General features: G+C 37.4%; 22 protein-coding genes and 1 pseudogene. 3 read left to right on the top strand and 20 right to left on the bottom strand.

Features of this window, described 5'->3' with window-relative positions; genetic code table 11:
• Position 1 precedes the first annotated feature (1 nt).
• From I6F50_RS08475 to dapA, 14 genes are all read right to left on the bottom strand, one after another.
• On the bottom strand, positions 2-2,242 hold the full coding sequence (locus I6F50_RS08475; protein WP_197161318.1) for an MMPL family transporter: 2,241 nt from the start codon (positions 2,240-2,242) through the stop codon (positions 2-4).
• A 46-nt stretch (positions 2,243-2,288) separates the two neighbouring features.
• A complete protein-coding gene (locus tag I6F50_RS08470) occupies positions 2,289-2,798 on the bottom strand; it encodes an outer membrane lipoprotein carrier protein LolA (RefSeq protein ID WP_101216993.1) in 510 nt (169 codons plus the stop codon).
• A 23-nt stretch (positions 2,799-2,821) separates the two neighbouring features.
• Entirely contained in the window at positions 2,822-3,250 is a 429-nt protein-coding gene (locus I6F50_RS08465) for a thioesterase family protein (RefSeq protein ID WP_007580812.1), read from the bottom strand.
• On the bottom strand, positions 3,243-4,787 hold the full coding sequence (gene hutH / locus I6F50_RS08460; protein ID WP_101216994.1) for a histidine ammonia-lyase: 1,545 nt from the start codon (positions 4,785-4,787) through the stop codon (positions 3,243-3,245). Before hutH ends, I6F50_RS08465 begins: the two co-directional genes overlap by 8 nt.
• On the bottom strand, positions 4,780-5,748 hold the full coding sequence (locus I6F50_RS08455) for an acyltransferase (protein WP_165740770.1): 969 nt from the start codon (positions 5,746-5,748) through the stop codon (positions 4,780-4,782). Before I6F50_RS08455 ends, hutH begins: the two co-directional genes overlap by 8 nt.
• A complete protein-coding gene (locus tag I6F50_RS08450) occupies positions 5,738-6,487 on the bottom strand; it encodes a glycosyltransferase family 2 protein (RefSeq protein ID WP_197118918.1) in 750 nt (249 codons plus the stop codon). The genes I6F50_RS08455 and I6F50_RS08450 overlap by 11 nt, the downstream gene beginning before the upstream one ends.
• On the bottom strand, positions 6,480-6,845 hold the full coding sequence (locus I6F50_RS08445; protein ID WP_197118917.1) for a thioester dehydrase: 366 nt from the start codon (positions 6,843-6,845) through the stop codon (positions 6,480-6,482). Before I6F50_RS08445 ends, I6F50_RS08450 begins: the two co-directional genes overlap by 8 nt.
• Entirely contained in the window at positions 6,829-8,193 is a 1,365-nt protein-coding gene (locus tag I6F50_RS08440; protein WP_197175930.1) for an AMP-binding protein, read from the bottom strand. Before I6F50_RS08440 ends, I6F50_RS08445 begins: the two co-directional genes overlap by 17 nt.
• Complete coding sequence (locus I6F50_RS08435; RefSeq protein ID WP_165740774.1) at positions 8,186-8,752, bottom strand: hypothetical protein; 567 nt, start codon at positions 8,750-8,752, stop codon at positions 8,186-8,188. The genes I6F50_RS08440 and I6F50_RS08435 overlap by 8 nt, the downstream gene beginning before the upstream one ends.
• A gap of 4 nt (positions 8,753-8,756) precedes the next feature.
• A complete protein-coding gene (locus I6F50_RS08430; RefSeq protein ID WP_002958648.1) occupies positions 8,757-9,002 on the bottom strand; it encodes an acyl carrier protein in 246 nt (81 codons plus the stop codon).
• 21 nt (positions 9,003-9,023) lie between these two features.
• Positions 9,024-9,281 (bottom strand): phosphopantetheine-binding protein, encoded by a 258-nt coding sequence (locus I6F50_RS08425; RefSeq protein ID WP_007580830.1) that lies wholly within the window; start codon positions 9,279-9,281, stop codon positions 9,024-9,026.
• Entirely contained in the window at positions 9,278-10,060 is a 783-nt protein-coding gene (locus I6F50_RS08420; protein WP_197176013.1) for a 1-acyl-sn-glycerol-3-phosphate acyltransferase, read from the bottom strand. The genes I6F50_RS08425 and I6F50_RS08420 overlap by 4 nt, the downstream gene beginning before the upstream one ends.
• Positions 10,053-10,766 (bottom strand): beta-ketoacyl synthase chain length factor, encoded by a 714-nt coding sequence (locus I6F50_RS08415; RefSeq protein WP_173585785.1) that lies wholly within the window; start codon positions 10,764-10,766, stop codon positions 10,053-10,055. Before I6F50_RS08415 ends, I6F50_RS08420 begins: the two co-directional genes overlap by 8 nt.
• A gap of 118 nt (positions 10,767-10,884) precedes the next feature.
• Positions 10,885-11,802: a 4-hydroxy-tetrahydrodipicolinate synthase gene (gene dapA, locus I6F50_RS08410; RefSeq protein ID WP_024593027.1), complete on the bottom strand. Its 918-nt coding sequence runs from the start codon at positions 11,800-11,802 to the stop codon at positions 10,885-10,887.
• A 171-nt stretch (positions 11,803-11,973) separates the two neighbouring features.
• Here dapA and I6F50_RS08405 point away from each other — a divergent pair, with 171 nt between their 5' ends.
• Positions 11,974-12,627 (top strand): DUF6058 family natural product biosynthesis protein, encoded by a 654-nt coding sequence (locus tag I6F50_RS08405; RefSeq protein WP_197176011.1) that lies wholly within the window; start codon positions 11,974-11,976, stop codon positions 12,625-12,627.
• A 9-nt stretch (positions 12,628-12,636) separates the two neighbouring features.
• Here the strand turns inward: I6F50_RS08405 and I6F50_RS08400 are convergent, their stop codons facing one another.
• The 6 genes from I6F50_RS08400 to dkgB form a co-directional block, all read right to left on the bottom strand.
• Positions 12,637-13,401 (bottom strand): 2-keto-4-pentenoate hydratase, encoded by a 765-nt coding sequence (locus tag I6F50_RS08400; RefSeq protein WP_197139361.1) that lies wholly within the window; start codon positions 13,399-13,401, stop codon positions 12,637-12,639.
• 130 nt (positions 13,402-13,531) lie between these two features.
• Positions 13,532-13,936, bottom strand: a complete 405-nt coding sequence (locus I6F50_RS08395) for a hypothetical protein (protein ID WP_197139360.1) — start codon at positions 13,934-13,936, stop codon at positions 13,532-13,534.
• Positions 13,937-14,045: 109 nt separating this feature from the next.
• The gene (locus I6F50_RS08390) at positions 14,046-14,204 is read right to left on the bottom strand and encodes a hypothetical protein (RefSeq protein ID WP_007378675.1); all 159 of its coding nucleotides are present in this window, start codon (positions 14,202-14,204) and stop codon (positions 14,046-14,048) included.
• 26 nt (positions 14,205-14,230) lie between these two features.
• On the bottom strand, positions 14,231-14,575 hold the full coding sequence (locus tag I6F50_RS08385) for a hypothetical protein (protein WP_165740778.1): 345 nt from the start codon (positions 14,573-14,575) through the stop codon (positions 14,231-14,233).
• 431 nt (positions 14,576-15,006) lie between these two features.
• A complete protein-coding gene (locus tag I6F50_RS08380; RefSeq protein ID WP_165741650.1) occupies positions 15,007-15,294 on the bottom strand; it encodes a putative quinol monooxygenase in 288 nt (95 codons plus the stop codon).
• Between the two features lie 78 nt (positions 15,295-15,372).
• Complete coding sequence (gene dkgB, locus I6F50_RS08375; protein WP_197175928.1) at positions 15,373-16,188, bottom strand: 2,5-didehydrogluconate reductase DkgB; 816 nt, start codon at positions 16,186-16,188, stop codon at positions 15,373-15,375.
• Positions 16,189-16,392: 204 nt separating this feature from the next.
• On the opposite strand from dkgB, the pseudogene I6F50_RS08370 reads away from it, so the two are divergent.
• Positions 16,393-16,706: pseudogene (locus I6F50_RS08370) on the top strand (LysR substrate-binding domain-containing protein); the annotation flags it as partial.
• A 152-nt stretch (positions 16,707-16,858) separates the two neighbouring features.
• Positions 16,859-17,899: a metal-dependent hydrolase gene (locus tag I6F50_RS08365; RefSeq protein WP_197175926.1), complete on the top strand. Its 1,041-nt coding sequence runs from the start codon at positions 16,859-16,861 to the stop codon at positions 17,897-17,899.
• The last annotated feature ends 46 nt before the right edge of the window (positions 17,900-17,945 follow it).

Here is a 17,945-nt window from a genome sequence, read left to right as displayed (position 1 = left end):
ATTATTGTTCCTTTTGAGGCTTTAAAACACTCAGCGGTGATAAAAAGTAAATAGCTAAAATCCCTACCATTACACTCAGCCCAAAGCTAAAAATAGCGGGTGTATCAGATGCACTCAACATGCCAAATACCCACATTGATGACGCAGCCGATAAGCTAATCGCTAACACATTTTTGGGCTCTAACTTATTTATTTGATAAAAAACGAGGTAATCAATTGCTAAGGCAATAACAAGTAACGCACCGAGTAAATTAAATAACGACAAGCTACCTTGAATCGCATTACATACCCAAAGCATGCTCAACACCACAACAGATAAAATGGTCACCTGCAGCAGCGCTATCTTAATCGTAAATCGCCAACTAAAAAGCAGCCAACTAATAAAACCCGCAAGCACTAGGCTTAATAGTAAATATTCACGGTAATCACTTAATAAAGCACTAATTTGTTTAGGTTTATTATAAAGGTAAATTCCATTGTTTTTTTCAACCTCATTAATTAGTTGATCAGATGAAATACCCGAAATAGACACCCACGTTATCGATTGTTCTGACTCAACAACCATTTGAGAAAGCAGTAATGGTTTAAATGTACTCGTGGCGAGTGTTTCATAAGTGAGTAACGGTGCCTTTGTACTTACTAACGCTTGCCCTGTAACGCGCTCTGCAATATCCAAAGTCCCTTTGTTTTTAGCCTGTTCAAACAAGGCTTGGTTATCGCTCTGCTTTTGTAAACTAGGCAACCAATGGCTAATGCTATTATGTTTAAAATTAGGGTTTAGTTGGGTTAAGCGTTTTAAAAACTGTTCTTGCTTTTGTAATAGCGCTTCGTCGCTATCTGCAAACATAAAAACAACTTGGGTGTCCCATTGCCCAAGTAATAACAAATGCTTTTTTTCGTTTAGCATTAAATGTTCGGAGCTTGCATTTAATAGCTTTACATCATCATTAAAGCTAATAGGTTTTATTAAAAATAACGCACTTATAAGGACTAATAACGTAATGAGTATTGGTTTTTTTAAACTATTGCAGTATAAAAAAACCTTAATGAGCTTTTGACTCATCAATAAACTCGAAGGCGATAACGTGAGTGTAGATTGCCACAATGGCAAAACTAAAACTGTAAATAGCCAAGCACTCACTAAACCCGCAATAACAAACACACCAACTTGAGATAATAACGTTAGTGGCGCACCTAGTAAGCAGCAATAACCCAACGTAGTCGTAATAAGAGACAATAAAAGCGCAGATTGTGTCCCTTTGCTGTAGCCTTTTTCATGCTCTTTTTTGGCTAAATCAGTCATACCATGAAATGCATAATCAATGGCAATACCAATCAAGGTAACTGCAAAAACAAGCGTTAATAAATGAATAGTATTAAACAGCAACACCATAGCGATAGCGCCGCCAATAAGTGCACTCAGTACGGTAAAGCTTGCTAATAAAATACTGTTTAAACGCCTAAACACCCAAAATACCATAGCAATAAGGGCTAATAAGCTAATGCCACCAAACAGGCTCATCTCGTATTTAGCTTGTTTAGCATTTTCAGCCGTATGAAATAGCACACCAGAGTAAGTAATGCTTAAATCAGGGTAGGTTTTATTAAGTATATTGATCTGTTTAATTATCGCGCCAGCTAAATCAATTGATTTATTAACCCCTAAATTTTCGGGCGCTAAGTTTGCCAAAATGACACGGTATTCAACGCCTTTTAAACGTCGAGTTAAACGACCTTGTTCAAGCGTAAACAATTGGCTTTGTTTTAAGTTATCTTCTATAAATGCCGCTAGGCTCAAACTTGTATCTTTGCTTAAGGTAGCACTTACAAATGGGTTGCCTAACTGATTTAATTGCTCAAGGTAATAATGTTCAAACGTTGTTTTTTTGCTTAATGTTTGCTTGTAAGTATCACTTAATAACGCATGTTTGAAAGGTGAGAATGTTTGCGCTAAATCGTTAACGGACGGAAAGTTAAATGTGCTTTTAATTGCATTATCGTCGAGCCATTTTTGGAAATCATCAAATGCTTTATTTTTATTATTTCCTGCAAACGAGAACATAATACGGTTAGCATTTTGCTGAAAAAAAACATCTTCCGCATGTGCAATTTGGGAGTGCGACTTTGGCAATAAGCTAAACATATCGGCGCTAAACGTTGGTTTAGACAGCCAAAAAGCTGCAGCAAAAAGTAAAATTAAACTGCTAAACCACCCTACAATAACGGTAATTCGTTTTGTCACTGCACTATTCCCTTAATTAACCACTGCATTATTTAAAAACATAATTTTATTTGGAATAAGTAAACTCAATTTTTGTGTTATTTCCTGAGTGCTCATTTAGTGTAATACTGCTCACTTGCTTAGCAGTTTCACATAAAATAAAATCACTAAATAATTGCTGTAGCATCGCTTCTTTTGGTATTAACTGTGTGCAACTGTCTTGCATTTTAGCAATGTCAAAACGTGTTTCCAGAGCACTCATATTTACGCTAAGTAAGTCACTCAGTAATCCTACAAATTGCTCGCTACCGGGTTGTGGTATTAACTCACCATTGGCATTTTGTGCAAGCACTTTGCCGTTTTCTATTATGAGCATACTCTCAACAGGCATTTTCACTTGCCAAATTAGCTTTTCATCAATTAACGAAAAAACACCCGACGAAATAAAAGGCTTAGCAAATCCATTAAATTGCTTATATTGCTTAAACTCACCTTTAATAGCTGCTGCATTTACTACAGAGCAAAACAGCAAAAAGCTAATGGCTATGCTCAATGTAAAACATTTTAAAAAATTCATTTAATCGCCTATAAAATAAAAATTTAATTCAAAACCGCTTTTAACTTATTAAATAAAATAGCGGGTGATTCAAATTGCATTTCTTTGGAGCTAACCTCAACCGCAACTTGCGTGGTTGAGGCTTTAGTAAGGCGCTTATTAGTTAGCGAGTCAGTGATTACGTAATCAATCCGTAGTCTATTCTCGTATTCTTTTAAATAAGCCGCTACTTTAATTTTTTGAGTAAATACTGCTGAGGCGACATACTTTATTTGCATATCAACAATAGGCCACGCGTAGCCCGATTCATGCATTTGTGGGTAATCATAATCAAATAAACGCAGTAACTCGCAGCGCGCTACTTCTAAGTAACGTGGGTAGTTACCATGCCATACAACATTCATTGGATCGCAGTCATGAAATGGAATTTCAATTTCTACAACATGCGTTAATAATGCACCTTTACTATTCATACAACGCCCAACGTTTAGTTTGAATATACCCTATTGTTTGCCTTAGCACGGCTTCCATTGGTCTATCCTCAGTGAGGTTTTCAAAGTAATCAGTTATATCGGTATACATGTTTTGCATATCTTGCGTTAAAGTCGAAAACTCAAGATCGCCTTGTTTTATACGCAATCTAACACCTTGAATACTTGCTAATAACGTACTTGCTAACACTTGTTCTGTTAGCTGTAAAATACGTAAACAATCGCGAGACGCAATAGTTCCCATACTCACTTTATCTTGATTATGACACTCCGTAGAGCGAGAAAAAACGCTGGCCGGCATGGTTAGCTTTAATGCCTCTGCTGTGTAAGCACTACAGCCAATTTGAACCGCTTTAAAACCATGATTAATATAACGGCGCTCTGGTGCACTATCAGACAAGTTTGAAGGTAGCCCATTGTTGTACTTAGTATCAACCAAAGAAGCGATTTGTCTGTCGGCTAAATCAGCAAGGTTTGCAACGGCTGTTTTCATGCTATCCATTGCCATTGCAATATGGCCTCCGTAAAAATGCCCGCCGTGTAATACATGCTCACCTTGGCCGTCAATTATTGGGTTATCGTTTGCTGAGTTAAGCTCGTTTTCTATCATGTGCCTAAAAAACGGAAGACTGTCTTGCAGCACACCAATAACATGGGGTGCACAACGGATTGAATACCTATCTTGAAGTCTGTCTGCATTACGAGGGTGATCGTGATGGTTTAAATCGTCTCTTATCCAACGTGCAATTTGTTGCTGCCCAGGATGTGGCTTAACTGAAAATAATATCTCATCAAAATGATGGCTATTTCCTTTAAGCGCTAAGCTTGATAATGCAGTAATACGGCTCGCCAGTTTAGCTAAGTAATTAGCCCTATCAAACGCTAAACACGCTAATGCAGTCATTACCGCTGTGCCATTCATAACGGCAAGACCTTCTTTTGGCCTTAGTGTTAGTGGTTCTAAGCCAACTTCTTTCATAACTTCAGCACTGTTACGTACTTGGTCTTTGTAAAACACATCACGCTCGCCTACCATCGCACCTGCAACGTAAGATAACGGTGTTAAATCGCCACTGGCACCTACTGACCCTTCTTGCGGGATCACAGGCACTATATCGTTATTTAAGTAATCTTTAAGTAGGTGCAGCATTTCCCAGCTAATACCAGAGTAGCCCTGTGAAAGTGATGTTAAGCGGGTCGCTAAAATTGCACGCCCTTGCACTTTATTAAATACATCCCCGAGTCCACAGCCGTGGAAGCGAGTTAAATGCAGAGGTAATTCATCAACTAAATCAAGAGGTACAGCCACCGTTACAGAATCACCGTAACCAGTAGTAACGCCGTAAATCACGCCATCTTCTTTTAAAAGTGTGTCTAAAAAACGCAAAGCGCTATTAATTTTAACGCTAAAATTTTCACAGCTATTTAATTGCACTTGTGTTTCATTAAAGGCAACTCGAACAATATCTTCAATTGATAATCGCTGATTGCCAAAAAGCTGTATGTTTTGTTCAGTCACACTTGTTCTCCATTGATTGATCGCGCACTACCTGCTGATCACTTTTCCAAAAATCGTAAAAATTAAACCACTGATAAGGATATAAAGCTGCGTAATAACTCAAACGCTGTGCATAGTCAGTAATAATAAGTGTTAGCGCCTGCTGTCGCTCTCGTCGAGGCATTTTTAATGATTGGCTGTAATGTTCAAATATCACTTGATACTTTTTGCTTTTTTTATCTTTTAAACAAAACAAAAAGTAAACAGGGCAATCAAGCAGCGCGGCTAATATAAAAGGCCCCTGTGAAAATGGGGCATTTTTGCCTAAAAAAGGCACCTGTACCGACCGAGAAGCCGTTGTTGTGCTTGTTCTGTCGCCAACAATAACGATTATTTCTCCCTGCTCTACTTTTTCTTTTAGTAAAATAGCTAAGTCAGGCCCCATATCAGTCACTTGTATTAAATTAACCGACACATCTGGGTTAATCTTTTTAAGCATTTTATTAAATTCAACAGCGTGATGGGTAAACACCAGTACATTTATTTTTTTACTGCTGCGGTGCTGGCTAAGTGCCCTGCACACCTCTAAATTACCCAAGTGAGAACCTATAAAAATAGCCCCTTGATTTTGCTCATCTAGCTCAGCAAATAAATGCTCATTCGTGTATTTAATATCACGTTGGGTTATTCGCCCAAGCCAAGCATCAATTTTATCTAATGCGCTATCTGCAAAACTACAAAAGTGCGCTAATTGCATTTTAAACGTAACAGGTTGTTTGCAGCCTTGGTAAACATTAACTTGCTCTAAAAACGCTTTAGATGCTACACGCGCTACTTTTCCTGTTAAAAAAAGATAAAAGACCACAGGAAACAAAACAATCCACAGCCCTTTTCTACCCAGTAATTTATGAGCAAATAACAGTATTTGAATACCTAAAAAATTACCGCGTTCTTGCATTTTAGACCAGTGTTTAGCGGCCATAACGCCTCTTTAATTTATGCCAAATTAACACAGGAGAGCGAATCAACATTCCAAAAAACAAGCGGGTGTGTAACCACGAAATACGCACGTTATCGTGTAATGGCTGAAAATGAGAAAGCCCATTTTCGGGGTAAATTACTTGGCTAGGTAAAAATACAAAAGGCACATTGCGCCAATATAAACGCACTAAAATTTCGGGGTCAAAATCCATGCGTTTTCCAAGCGATACCTCATCAATTAGCTTTGTACTTTGCTCAAGCGGATACACTCTAAAGCCACACATCGAATCTACAATTGTAAAACTTAACGTTTCAATCCATACCCAAACATGCGTTAAATAACGTGCTAAATAACGGTGTTTAGGCACTGAATCGTCATATATTGGGCAACAACTTATAAGCGCTTTAGGCTGAGCGTTTGAAAGCGCTATTAGTTTTTCAATATCAGATAAGTCATGCTGACCATCAGCATCAACCTGTATCGCATGCGAAAAACCTAGCTTATATGCTTGCTTTAAGCCGGTTTGTACCGCGCCGCCTTTGCCTTGATTATCGTCGTGGGTAACTACACTCAACTGCGCGTGTTTTGCATCAAGCTTACTAAACACATTTTTAGCTTCGACGTTGCTTGCGTCATCAACCATAATAATAGGAAGATTAAATGACGATAATTGGCTCAGTACATCATCAATAACCGTAATGTGATTATAATTTGGGATAACAATACAAAAATTATTCATTTATTAGGCTATCAAAAACAACACGGCCAGATGCATGCTGTCCTTTGTTTGAATTATACGAAAAGGTATATTTATTCTCTGCCTTTTGCTCAAGCAATAATTCGATTGTTATACTTGGGGTAATCACTACCTGAAACTTTAATACTTCAACATTTTTAACAGATTGCTGAACATTATAATATTTACAAATTGCAGCCACAGCCCAGTCTAATTGCACAACACCTGCGAGTATTGGGCCATCAGTGAAATGTCCTTTGAAATAATCTAAATCATGAGGAACTAGTAAGCTTAATTTATACTTTTGCTCTGCTTTTTCACAAGACAGTAAATCAGGCTGTGTTTTAGTCAACTTTTGCAAAAAGACTCTCCAATGCTTTTAAATTTAACTTTGCCTGTGAGTTGTATGGTAATTGATCTACAAAACGCCACTTTTTAGGGATACAAATTCGCTCAAAGCGCGCTAATGCATGCGCTTTTAATAAATTATTTGTAGCTAACTTACCGTCACCATTAAAAAATATCTGCCCTTTATGCGTAAGCACAACAATAGCGCCTACAATTAATCGCTCACCAGGCAAGGCGATTACTTTAGCTTCACTTACCCACTCACTAGTACACAAATGTTGTTCTAGCTCATCTAAACTTAATCGTTTTTCTTCTAATTTTATAATTCGATCGAATCGGCCTAATAATCTAAATTGACCATTTTTAAGTACTTCGCCTCTATCATCTAAAGGGTAATTTTTGTCGCGAACGAGCGGTGAGTTTAAAATTAAACGCTGATCGTCCAAAGCCCGTACTTTAATACCCGAAAATGGCTGCCAAAGGCTAACCTTTTCAAGTGAAGTAACTTGTCGATATGCAATACCACCGGTTTCGGTACTACCAAAAACTTGTGTAACTGGTTTATTTAATTGCGTAAACAACGATACAGCATCTTCGTTTAATAGCGGTCCACCTGATGAAAAAACCCATTGTAAATGAGACTTATCATCCACTAAAACATTATCAATACATAACCGTTTTAACTGCGCTGGGCTTGAAACAAACACTACTTTTTTAAATAACTTGAGCTTTGTAGCTATATGTTCTGGGTAATGCAATAGTTCTGTATTTACAACCTTTCCTGCACGTAATGGCCACAATAATCTAAACAATAAGCCGTATATATGCTGATGCGAAACACTCGCTATAAAAATAGGATTATCAATCAATGCGTAGCTATTAATTAATGTACTTAATTCTTTATTTATTACCTGCCACGTTTTTACAATTGGCTTTGCTTTACCCGACGAGCCCGACGTGTAAAAAACAATTGTGCCTTCTTGAGGCCACTTAATTGTTTCAATAGATACAAAGTGAGGTTGATTGACTAAGGTGCCTATATCTAAAAAATCAGCCTCTAAATCGGCTACTAATTCAGACTCACCAATAAAAAAAGGTGTTTGTTTAAGCAAGGAGTTTAACGTTGCAGGTTGCCCATTAGGCGGCAAAATCACTGTGTTTCCGTGTAGTGCCAAAGCAAATAAGTACACGGCAAATTTGTAGGTGTCTGTGGTGTATAAAACAACCGATGATTTAGCATTTAACGTTGATAGTTTTGCTAAAACTTCGTTTATATCACTAACAAACTGACGCTCCGAAATATCATTATCAGTATGATTAAAACATGTTCTTATCGCATTACTTTGAAAAGCATTAAACACCGGCGTTCCTTTTTACTTTTTGTCTGACTAGCCACTCTATAGCAAACAATGTGCCCATAGCTAAGTAAGCAATAAAACCATTATAAAAAGCCCAGGTTTCTAGGCTACTAAAAATACTGGTGTACAGGGCAATACCACCGTTTAATACAAAAAACACACACCACACTAGCGTTACTTTTTTTGTATAAATTACACCGTTTTCATCAAGTGAGGGCTCAGTAATGCGCGCAAAGGTTTCAATAATAGAAGGCCCTTTATACAAAGAATACGCAAACACAACTAACATAACTAAATTAATGATTACGGGATACAAACGCAGCCCTAAGTCGCTATCCATTACCTTGGAAATCAAAATAGTAATGGCTGCTAAAAATGTAGCGGGCTTTAACCACGGCATTTTATCAAACAGGGCTTTGCTTAACCAAAGTCTAAGCCCGAGTAAAAATAGCAGTAATACTGTAATAATCTGACTATTAAAACGCGTAAGGCCTACGTACACAATAATAGGGTAGCAAGCCAAGCAAATCATAATTAACGTTGTTAAAACTGCTTTTAACATAGTATTAGTTAACTAACTTTTCTATTTCGGTGACTATGTCTTGCACTGTGCGCACAAGCTTAAAGGCATCAGGCTCAATTTTTTTACCTGTGATTTCTCTTAATTTTACAACTAAGTCAACTGCATCAATACTGTCTAAATCAAGATCTTGGTACAGGTTAGCCTCTAAGCTAATATCTTCTGGGTCTATTTCAAATTCGTTTTCTAAAATGCCGTGTAATACATCATAAATTTCAGCAGCGGTTTTCATCTTTCTTCCTACTTTTATATATTAAGAACGTGCTTGTTCAATAAATTTTGCTAAAGAATTAACTGAGGCAAAGTGCGCTTTAGTTTGATCAGAGTTTGCATCTATTTTCACATCAAATTGCTTCTTTATCGCAAGACCAAGCTCTAATGCATCTATGCTGTCTAGTCCTAGGCCATCTACAAATAAAGCGTCATCATCTTGTATGTCAGCAGTGGTCATGTCTTCAAGGTCAAGGCTTGAGATAATCAGTTGTTTTATTTGTTCTTTTAATTCGCTCATATATTTTTTAGCTCTTGTGTAAAATAATGTTGTAAATCTTTAGTCAATTGGCGTGATTGCATCGCAGGCATATCGCTGTCGTACGTTGCACAATTAAACTGCTGGCTCGCAAGCCCCATTGTAAAATGCGCCTGATATGGCGCGACCTTATACCAAGGTGTGCCTTTGGTTAAAGTGTTTGGCTTCATTTTAATTAAAAAAGTAGTAATGGGCGCATGACATCTAATTGCAATATTTGCAGCGCCTCGTTTAAACTTTAATGTTTTGTGAGGCTCTGTCCGTGTCCCTTCAGGAAATACAATTAAGTTATTACCCTTTTGCAAACTGCGCTCGCATTCTCGTAATAGCTCCTGCGGATCGTCATTACTTATATAGCCGGTGCTTTTAATAACGCCGCGCATAAAAGGATTTTTAAATAAATGCGCCTTTACTACGCAATCTGCATTTTTTACTACCGAAATTAAAACAACAACATCAATTAAAGAAGGATGGTTTGCTAATATCAGTTGCCCTTTTAAGCCTTCAATTTTTGCTTTATCGTTGACATGAAATCGAATAACGCCCGTTACATGCATTAAACTAACAAACCATTTGAAGCTGTAATGTACTGTTTTTCGAGCCTTAATCTTTTGTTTAACTGAGTCACTTTGAAATAGGCGCTGAGCAGGAAAAACAATAAAGGCTAATAGTAAACCACCAACCCCAAAAACTGAAAAGCAAAATGCAGTAGCAATAATCCGCCAAATCAACCCACATAACCTTTGTACATTTTTAAGCATGGTATGTAAGCTGCCAATCGTGCTCAAGCGTGTTATGAACAAGTAATGTATTGCTTCGCTCATACAAAGCTTTAGCGCATTGAATACTCATTGGTAAGTCGCTTTTTTCCATGCCCGTATTAAATACTTTGTTTAAACTAAAATGGGGTTCGCCTTTTTGCGGCGCTCTTATTATTAAACCAATAGAGTGTGCTATTTGCTGTTCATCGGCGTACTGAGCGTAAATATCGGGGAGAGTCTCGTCGGTATGAACTATTAACATGTGTTGCTGATCGTTATCAGCAAGTCTTACAAAGCCATCTACGAGTGCATAAATAAAGCTTTCGGCTCCTGCAGCTATAGCATTTGTAGCACTTGTATTACCCTGTATTATCCCAAAAAGTCCCGATGCGGCATTATGCACACTTAACCCAAAACCAGTGGGCGACAGTGGCTGATCATTTACTACATCAATAAGTAAGTTAGACGTTTTGTGAAAATCACCGTGGCGAGAAGAAAAAACACTCGGTAAATTAACATAGTTACCTTGAGTGCTTACTTGATGAGCACTAAAGAGTGCCATTTTAATAAAGGAAGTCATTCGGCGTCGCTGCATAGCAGGCACCCAACTAAGATTTAATACGGAGGAATCAAACCAATTACTCTCTTTTATTTGTCGCTGTTCGGGCTTTATCCATATAGCGAGTTCTTCAACAACAAATTTCACAGCTCTGCATATTTTATAAGATATAAGGGAAGGAATTTTACCGATTTTAGCAATAGAAGTAAATAATCATTAACAAAAAGCACTGAACTAACACTTTGTTCAGTGCTTGCTCATATTGCTAGGAAAGGAGGGCTATATCGTCCTGCTTTATACACTTAGCTGTGCCGCCAACAACATCGTTGTTATTTAACTCATTAATTAACACTTCGCCTTGGGCTTGCTGCTCATCACTAAGCGGTAAATACGGTAATCTAAATACTGGGTTTACTGCGCCAGTCATCATCAATGCGGTATTAATTGCAATCGGGTTTGGTTCACAGAACAACCAGTTCATCAATGGTTGTAACGACGCATTTAGCTCGCTACTTGGCGTATCCATTAACTGACGGAACAAACCAGGTATAAGGTTAGAAGTAACCGAAATAACACCGTGCGCTTTATGTGTGTGGCGCGCATCGTGACTTTCGTCATCGTTACCCGACCAACATGCAATACCTTGTTGTTCATAATGGGCAATACGTTCATTACCGCCACACTCTTTTACACCAATAAAATATTCATGTTTAGCGAGTGGTTCAATAATATCAGGCGTTAGGTCTTGACCTGTTCGCCCTGCTACGTTGTAAATAAAGGCAGGTCCAATATCAAGTACACGCTTAAAGTGCTCTTTAACACCCGCAATAGACGTACGTCCGTAGTATGGATTAATTTGCAGTGCTGCATCCATACCGCTGGCAAAGCCATATTTAGTTGCTTTAATCGCTTCACGGGTGTTGTTACTACCGGTATTACCGACAATAACCAGTTTGTCACCATACTTGTTTGCACTGTGCGCTATAAGCATTAAATGCTCTTCCCAGTTCATTAACTGGCCTTCGCCTGTTGTGCCACCAACTACAATGCCGTCAACGCCTGCTGCAATTTGTATTTCTACGAGTTCATCGTACTTTGCTAGGTCTATTTCACCGTTTGCTAAGTATGGCGTTTTAATAGCTGTAATAAGGCTTGCTTGTTTAATTTGGTCTAGGGTGCGCATAAAAAATCATTATTTATAAAACTTGCGCTATTTGTAACATAATTGCCGGTACTTTTGGAGGTGTAAGCCTACATTTAATTATAAAATTTCTTGTGTTATTAAGTTTGGTAATACAAAATGAATAACTGTATATATGAACAGTATTTTATCTTTAACGATACCAGAGGCTTTATGCGTTTATCTGACTACTTAGCAACTCATTTTTATAACACCGATGAACTGTGCCAAGCATTAAATATAGATGCAGATACACTTTTAGCTTGGCAAGAGCGAAGTGTTTTCCCAAAACCAAGTTACTGTATTAAAAGTCAACTTAGCTGCAGCTCATATTCAGGTTTGTATGAATGCGAAGAGTATGACGACTATTACCCGCGCGGCTGTGTTAATTGGGGTCAAGGTCTTTTAAAACAAAAAATAGAATCATCAAGCCATGCTTTTAATTATTTTGCACAGCAATATACTGCAAGCCTAACTAAACTCGCTCAGCAAGGATTTACGTTTAGCGAAGAGCTATTTGGCTGCGAAATAGACGAGCACTTGCAGCAAATTTGGCAACAGTTTTTATGCAGTAAGTACGGCGTGCTTACTCAAAATGGATTAATAGACGAAATAGTCTCGGTAGATATTGGCAGGTTATTAGTTGACGACATTACCGAACTGCGCAGTAAAGCGAGTTTAAACCAAGACGAAAGAGCGCTACTACACCCAGCCATGAAGCTTTTAAACAAAGCACTAGGACACGGCGCCGACCATGAAAAACAACACACATTGCGCACCCGTTACATAGATGCGCTTATTTTAAAGTACGATTTATCTATTAAATAACGTTTAAATTTACTTTGATAAAAACGTAGTGCTAAATGACCCTAAGTCTTCGTAACTAATCGTGGTTAACTGATCGGTATTAAGCTCAACAACACCACAGTAAGAGCCCGTTATAAACACTTGCCCTGCTTCTAAGTTGATTCCTTTGGCTGATAAGTAATTAACCGCCCAATAAAGTGGAAGTTGCGCAAGTTCTGCAGGGTGAATACCCGCCAAGCTTAACTCAGCTTCAATTTGCTTAACGTTAATGTTTACACTACTTGCGTTATACGCTTTGGCTTTATCTATTTTTGGGCCTAAATACACGCCTTGATTAGATAAACCATCGGCCAGCTTTTCAATGTGAGTGCTTGGAGTGTCTTCATCAAACCTTTTTTGAATAAGCTCAAGTGCTAAGTGGGCGCTGGCAAATGCAGTATCCACGTCTTCATTTGTATAGGTTTTATTACTTGGTAAATCGCTTTGCAAAATAAATGCAATTTCTGGTTCTATCAGCGCTTTATCTTTTGTTGTATACAGTGGGCAATTTTCAGCTTGTTTTATAGGTGCATGTAAAAGAGGTGCTAATATAATTGAGCCATCATCTAAAGGCAGCATACACTTCCAGCCATATACAGTTTGATCATTTAAATAAATCATCAACTTTTGTACTTCTATTGCATCGTCAGTCGAGTCTAATACCAACTCTTTAGGAAAGTTTGAACGTGCTGGGTTTTCTTCTCTTTGTGCCATTAAGTGAGTAGCAATTAGTTTTAGCTGTATTGAGTTGTTCACATAAATCTCTTTAAAATACGTTACTGGTTAATCAGTAAATAGGAAGGATTACATTATTAATTTAGGCATTAGTACATCGTGTTAAATGCCTATAATTAAAATTGTATTTAAAACAAAGCGTGGTAATTATTTAAGTATCAATAGATTTAAGCGAGCGTAAAAACAGCCCCAAGCCACCAAACGCTAAAACTATAATAACAATCAAATCAAACGACGTCATAGTTCGCATGCTAAACCGAACACTCGATATAACGCCAAATATTAGTGCGGTTAACGATCCTAGCGATAGCACCCAGCCTAAAATATTTTTAGAATTATAAAAAATCAGACCCACACCAAAAATAAAGGGGATCATAACCATGCCGCCTGTAACGCCAAAGCCACCTAAAGCATTAACACTATAAATACGAGAACTTAGTCCAAAATTAGAGGTCACCGAAATTGCGTTTAGCAGCATATAAAAGCCACCGCACATCATAATCAAACCAATAAAAAAATGCCCAATACCACCAGAGCTTCCACCCGCACCTTTCATTATTAATTATTCCTTTTATATTTTTAACTTAATCGTTTTAAATGGTAATTACTCGACTATTAACATTGACCGCGGTCTACATAATCAATCCGTGCACACGCGAAAACACTTATCGCGTAATTACATGCCAAATAACATAAAACCAAGATAAAAAACCATGCAAAATTGCCCATAACACAGACTCGTTAGCACTCCATGAAATAGCAATTGCTAGGGCTGTACCAAAAGAGACTCCATATTTTACTATTTCATTTCTTGAGTTTCTCATTAATTATATTCCTCGATTCTAACTTATTAGCTGCTTGATTTATTTACTAAAACTGAAAACTCTTTACCATCAATATTTATACTTGCTTCTTTGCCCAGCTCAACGACTAAAGAAGGTGCCATATGTTTTTCACCTAATTTCAGGTCGGTTGCTAAGCTTACGGTCGAGTCATCAATTGGCGTTAGTGTAAGAGCAAAACTATACGAGTTATCAACTGAAACTGATGCCTCTTCGTTTGAATTTACTACTAAAACAGGTGAACCAATTAAATTTTTATTATCATAAAATTTGGCATTTACTACAAAACTGTCATTAGCTTGTGCAAATGAAACAAAGCCTAACAACGCTACTATTGCGATTAATTTTTTCATTATTATTTCCATATAAATTGATACAACTTAAAGCTGTTAAGGCTTTATTTGCTGTGATTTTTTAGCTGGCTATTTTCTAGTGATTGATGTTACATCGTTCACTATACTTTCCATGTGCTAAGGCACTTAATAGTGCCTATGAGTGTTTCTATATTTACACCAGAGAACTTTAATGTAAACAATAAATTAAATAAGCCATTTATTAGAGTAATTTGTGATACAAAAAACGACTTTTAATAATTTTATGGAGCACTTTAGATTTCGCCACACTGCAAATTAACAAAAAAGAGTTCTAATAGATTTCATTGATATATTGGGGAAGTAGAGTATTTAGGCTGGTTAAAGTGTAAGAATAAAAGGTGATGTAAGTTAACAGCACCTATTTGAGTATTTACTTAGTTATGTAGTTTAGCTAAGTGGTATAAAACTGCTTAACCAATTGTTCTATATACATCAATACTACTATTGGTTAAAAGCCCAGTAACCTGCGTACCAAACGCTTTAAAGTGTGGCTCGTTTTTATGCGCTTCAAAGTGCTCATCAGACGCCCATTGTTCGCTAACTACATAGTCAGTATGCTCAGCATCACTTTTTACCGATAATTCATAACGTAAGCACCCTACTTCTTGGCGCGATGACTTTTGTAAATTTTCAAGTGCTGTAAGCATTACATCTGTATCAATATTTTTGCACGACAGTGCAGCTATAACCGTTAACATGTGTATTCCTTATAAAAGTTAAGGTATAGACAATCTACACCTTAAAATATTTGGTTTAACTTTGCGTTTGAGGTAAGTTTACTGATCCCACTGCGGCGCAAAGTCTGGTGTTGCTTGTCGGTCGCCACAATCTAAGCCATCAATGCGGGCTATGTCTTCATCATCTAATTTAACATGGTCGTTAAAGTTATCTTCCAAGTTTTTACGCTTAGTTGATGATGGAATTGTCGTCATGCCATTGGCGTTAACCCATGCTAAAACAACTTGTGCCGGGCCTGCATCATGCTTTTTAGCAATGTCGATAATGGTTTGATCTTTAAGCACCTTACCTACAACAAATGGCATATAAGCTGTTACATGAATATCGTGCTGGGCACAAAAAGCACGTAATTTAGTGTTAGTTAAGTACGGGTGTACCTCAACCTGATTGGTAAATATTTCACGTGAGTCAAGCGTTTGCATTGCTTCATTTAAGTTTGCAATAGTGAAATTAGATACACCAATGTGCTTAGTTAAACCAAGCTGCTTTGCTTTTAATAATTCAGTAAGATATTCACTCATTGGCTCGTCGTTAGCAGGCGATGGCCAATGAATTAGCAGTAAGTCGACCGAATCAACTTGTAGCTTTTCAAGTGACTTTTTAACGCTTGGAATAAAGTCGCTTTTATTTAATTTGTTATTCCACACTTTGGTGGTTAAGAATATTTCACTGCGCGGAATATTGCTGTCTTTTATAGCTTGACCTACTTGCTCTTCATTGCCATAAATTTGTGCGGTATCAATATGGCGAAACCCAACTTCTAGCGCCATTTTTACTGAGTTATAGGCAGTGTCACCCTCTAAGCGGAATGTTCCCATACCGAGTTCTGGCATTTCTATTACACGTTGTGTCATGGTTTATCCTTATAAAATAATCGGTTTTGAAATACAAACTTCACTGAAGCTTTACGAAATACACCTTTTACTTCTTATTACGACTGTCACTTAAAAATCTATGACCTCATAACAGGTATGAGGTCATTAATTTTAGTTTCAACCTTAACAGCTAAGACTTTATACTTGCTGAATTTCACGTTTATCATGCATACCGCTGTAACGCGTAACAGCAATTGCGCAAATTGATGATTTACAAAATCATAAGTTAATTGGTTTTAGTGACTCCCCTAAATTAAATACCTGGCCGTTAGTAAAGCCCGCTTTATTTACGTTTTCGCTTAGCGCAAGCAGCGGTGAAACAGTGCGCCAGCGGTGTATTGCAAACCAAGGTGTTGCGTTACTTTCTCACTTTATGATTGGCAATGACCTAAAAACAGGTAAATTAGTTGAAGTGTTACCCAATGCAATTAGCTCGCCAAATAACCGAGAAATTATACAAGCCATGTATTATAAAAAATAGTACGGTATCATCTTGAATTACAGCGTTTTTAGATTTTATAAAGCCTAGGCTTAGTTTATAAGCTCTGTATATTGATTTACTTATTAAATGTTTTAACCGATTTTTTGACGCTTTTTAATAATCGAAAAGTATAAATAACAAAAGTAGTAATTAAAGGTATTAATTAAAATGGATTCTTTAACGCAGGTAGCATTAGGCAGTGCTGTAGGTTATGCGGTGTTAGGCAATAAAATAGGTCGAAAAGCCGTTTTATGGGGAGCAATTTTAGGCACGCTCCCTGATTTAGATGTATTTTTGCCATATGGCGGATCTGTAGAAGCATTTACTTATCACCGTGGCTTTAGCCATTCGTTATTAATACATTTATTAATTAGCCCGCTCATTGTATGGCTAATATTAAAAGTACACGCGGGAATGCAAATTTATAAAGTGCGCTGGTTTTGGCTAGTATTTTTAAGTTTATCTACACATGCCCTATTAGACAGCCTAACGGTATACGGTACACAACTACTCTGGCCTTTTACTGAGTACCCCTTTGCGGTTTCTAGTGTGTTTATTATTGACCCCGCTTACACGCTTCCTTTATTAATTGGCGTAATATGTACGCTAATACCCAAAATAAAAGCAGCAACGGCTTATCGTGTAAATGCAGCGGCTTTAGTTTTAAGTAGTCTATATTTATTTTGCGCTTTAATTTTAAAAGTAAATATTGATGACAAAGTAAAAACGGCTCTCAACAACAGACAAATACCAGTAAATGCGTATGTTAGTACGCCTGCTCCGCTAACCACTTTGCTGTGGCGTATTGTTGTGATGTCTGACGGACAATACTACGAAGGTTATGCATCAGTATTTGACGCGCCCAGCGATGTAACATTAACGGCTTATCAAACAACGCCTTCACTGTTAAATAATATTAGCGATGAATGGGCTATAAAACGCTTGCAGTGGTTTACTAGAGGGTTTTATTCGGTGCGCCAACAGCAAAGCAATATTGTACTTTCTGATTTACGTATGGGCATGGAGTGCAACTATGTGTTTAATTTTGTAGTGGGTCAAAAAAATGATTCAGAAGTGAGCATTGGTAACTTTGAAAAAATAAGTCAAAGACCAAACTTAAACAATCTTCATAAAATATGGAACAGGGTTTGGCAACCAAATGTGTCTTTAGCATCACCCGCAGCAAAAAATGACTGCAATAGCGAATAACGGCATATTATAAAATTCGTACTAGCATGAGGAAGTTAAGTGAAGT

The organism is Pseudoalteromonas sp. NZS127_1 (assembly GCF_015864295.1).
GTDB classification, from domain to species: Bacteria; Pseudomonadota; Gammaproteobacteria; order Enterobacterales; family Alteromonadaceae; genus Pseudoalteromonas; species Pseudoalteromonas arctica.
Note: the sequence above shows the minus strand (reverse complement) of the source record. Positions and strands in the feature narration are given on the sequence as shown.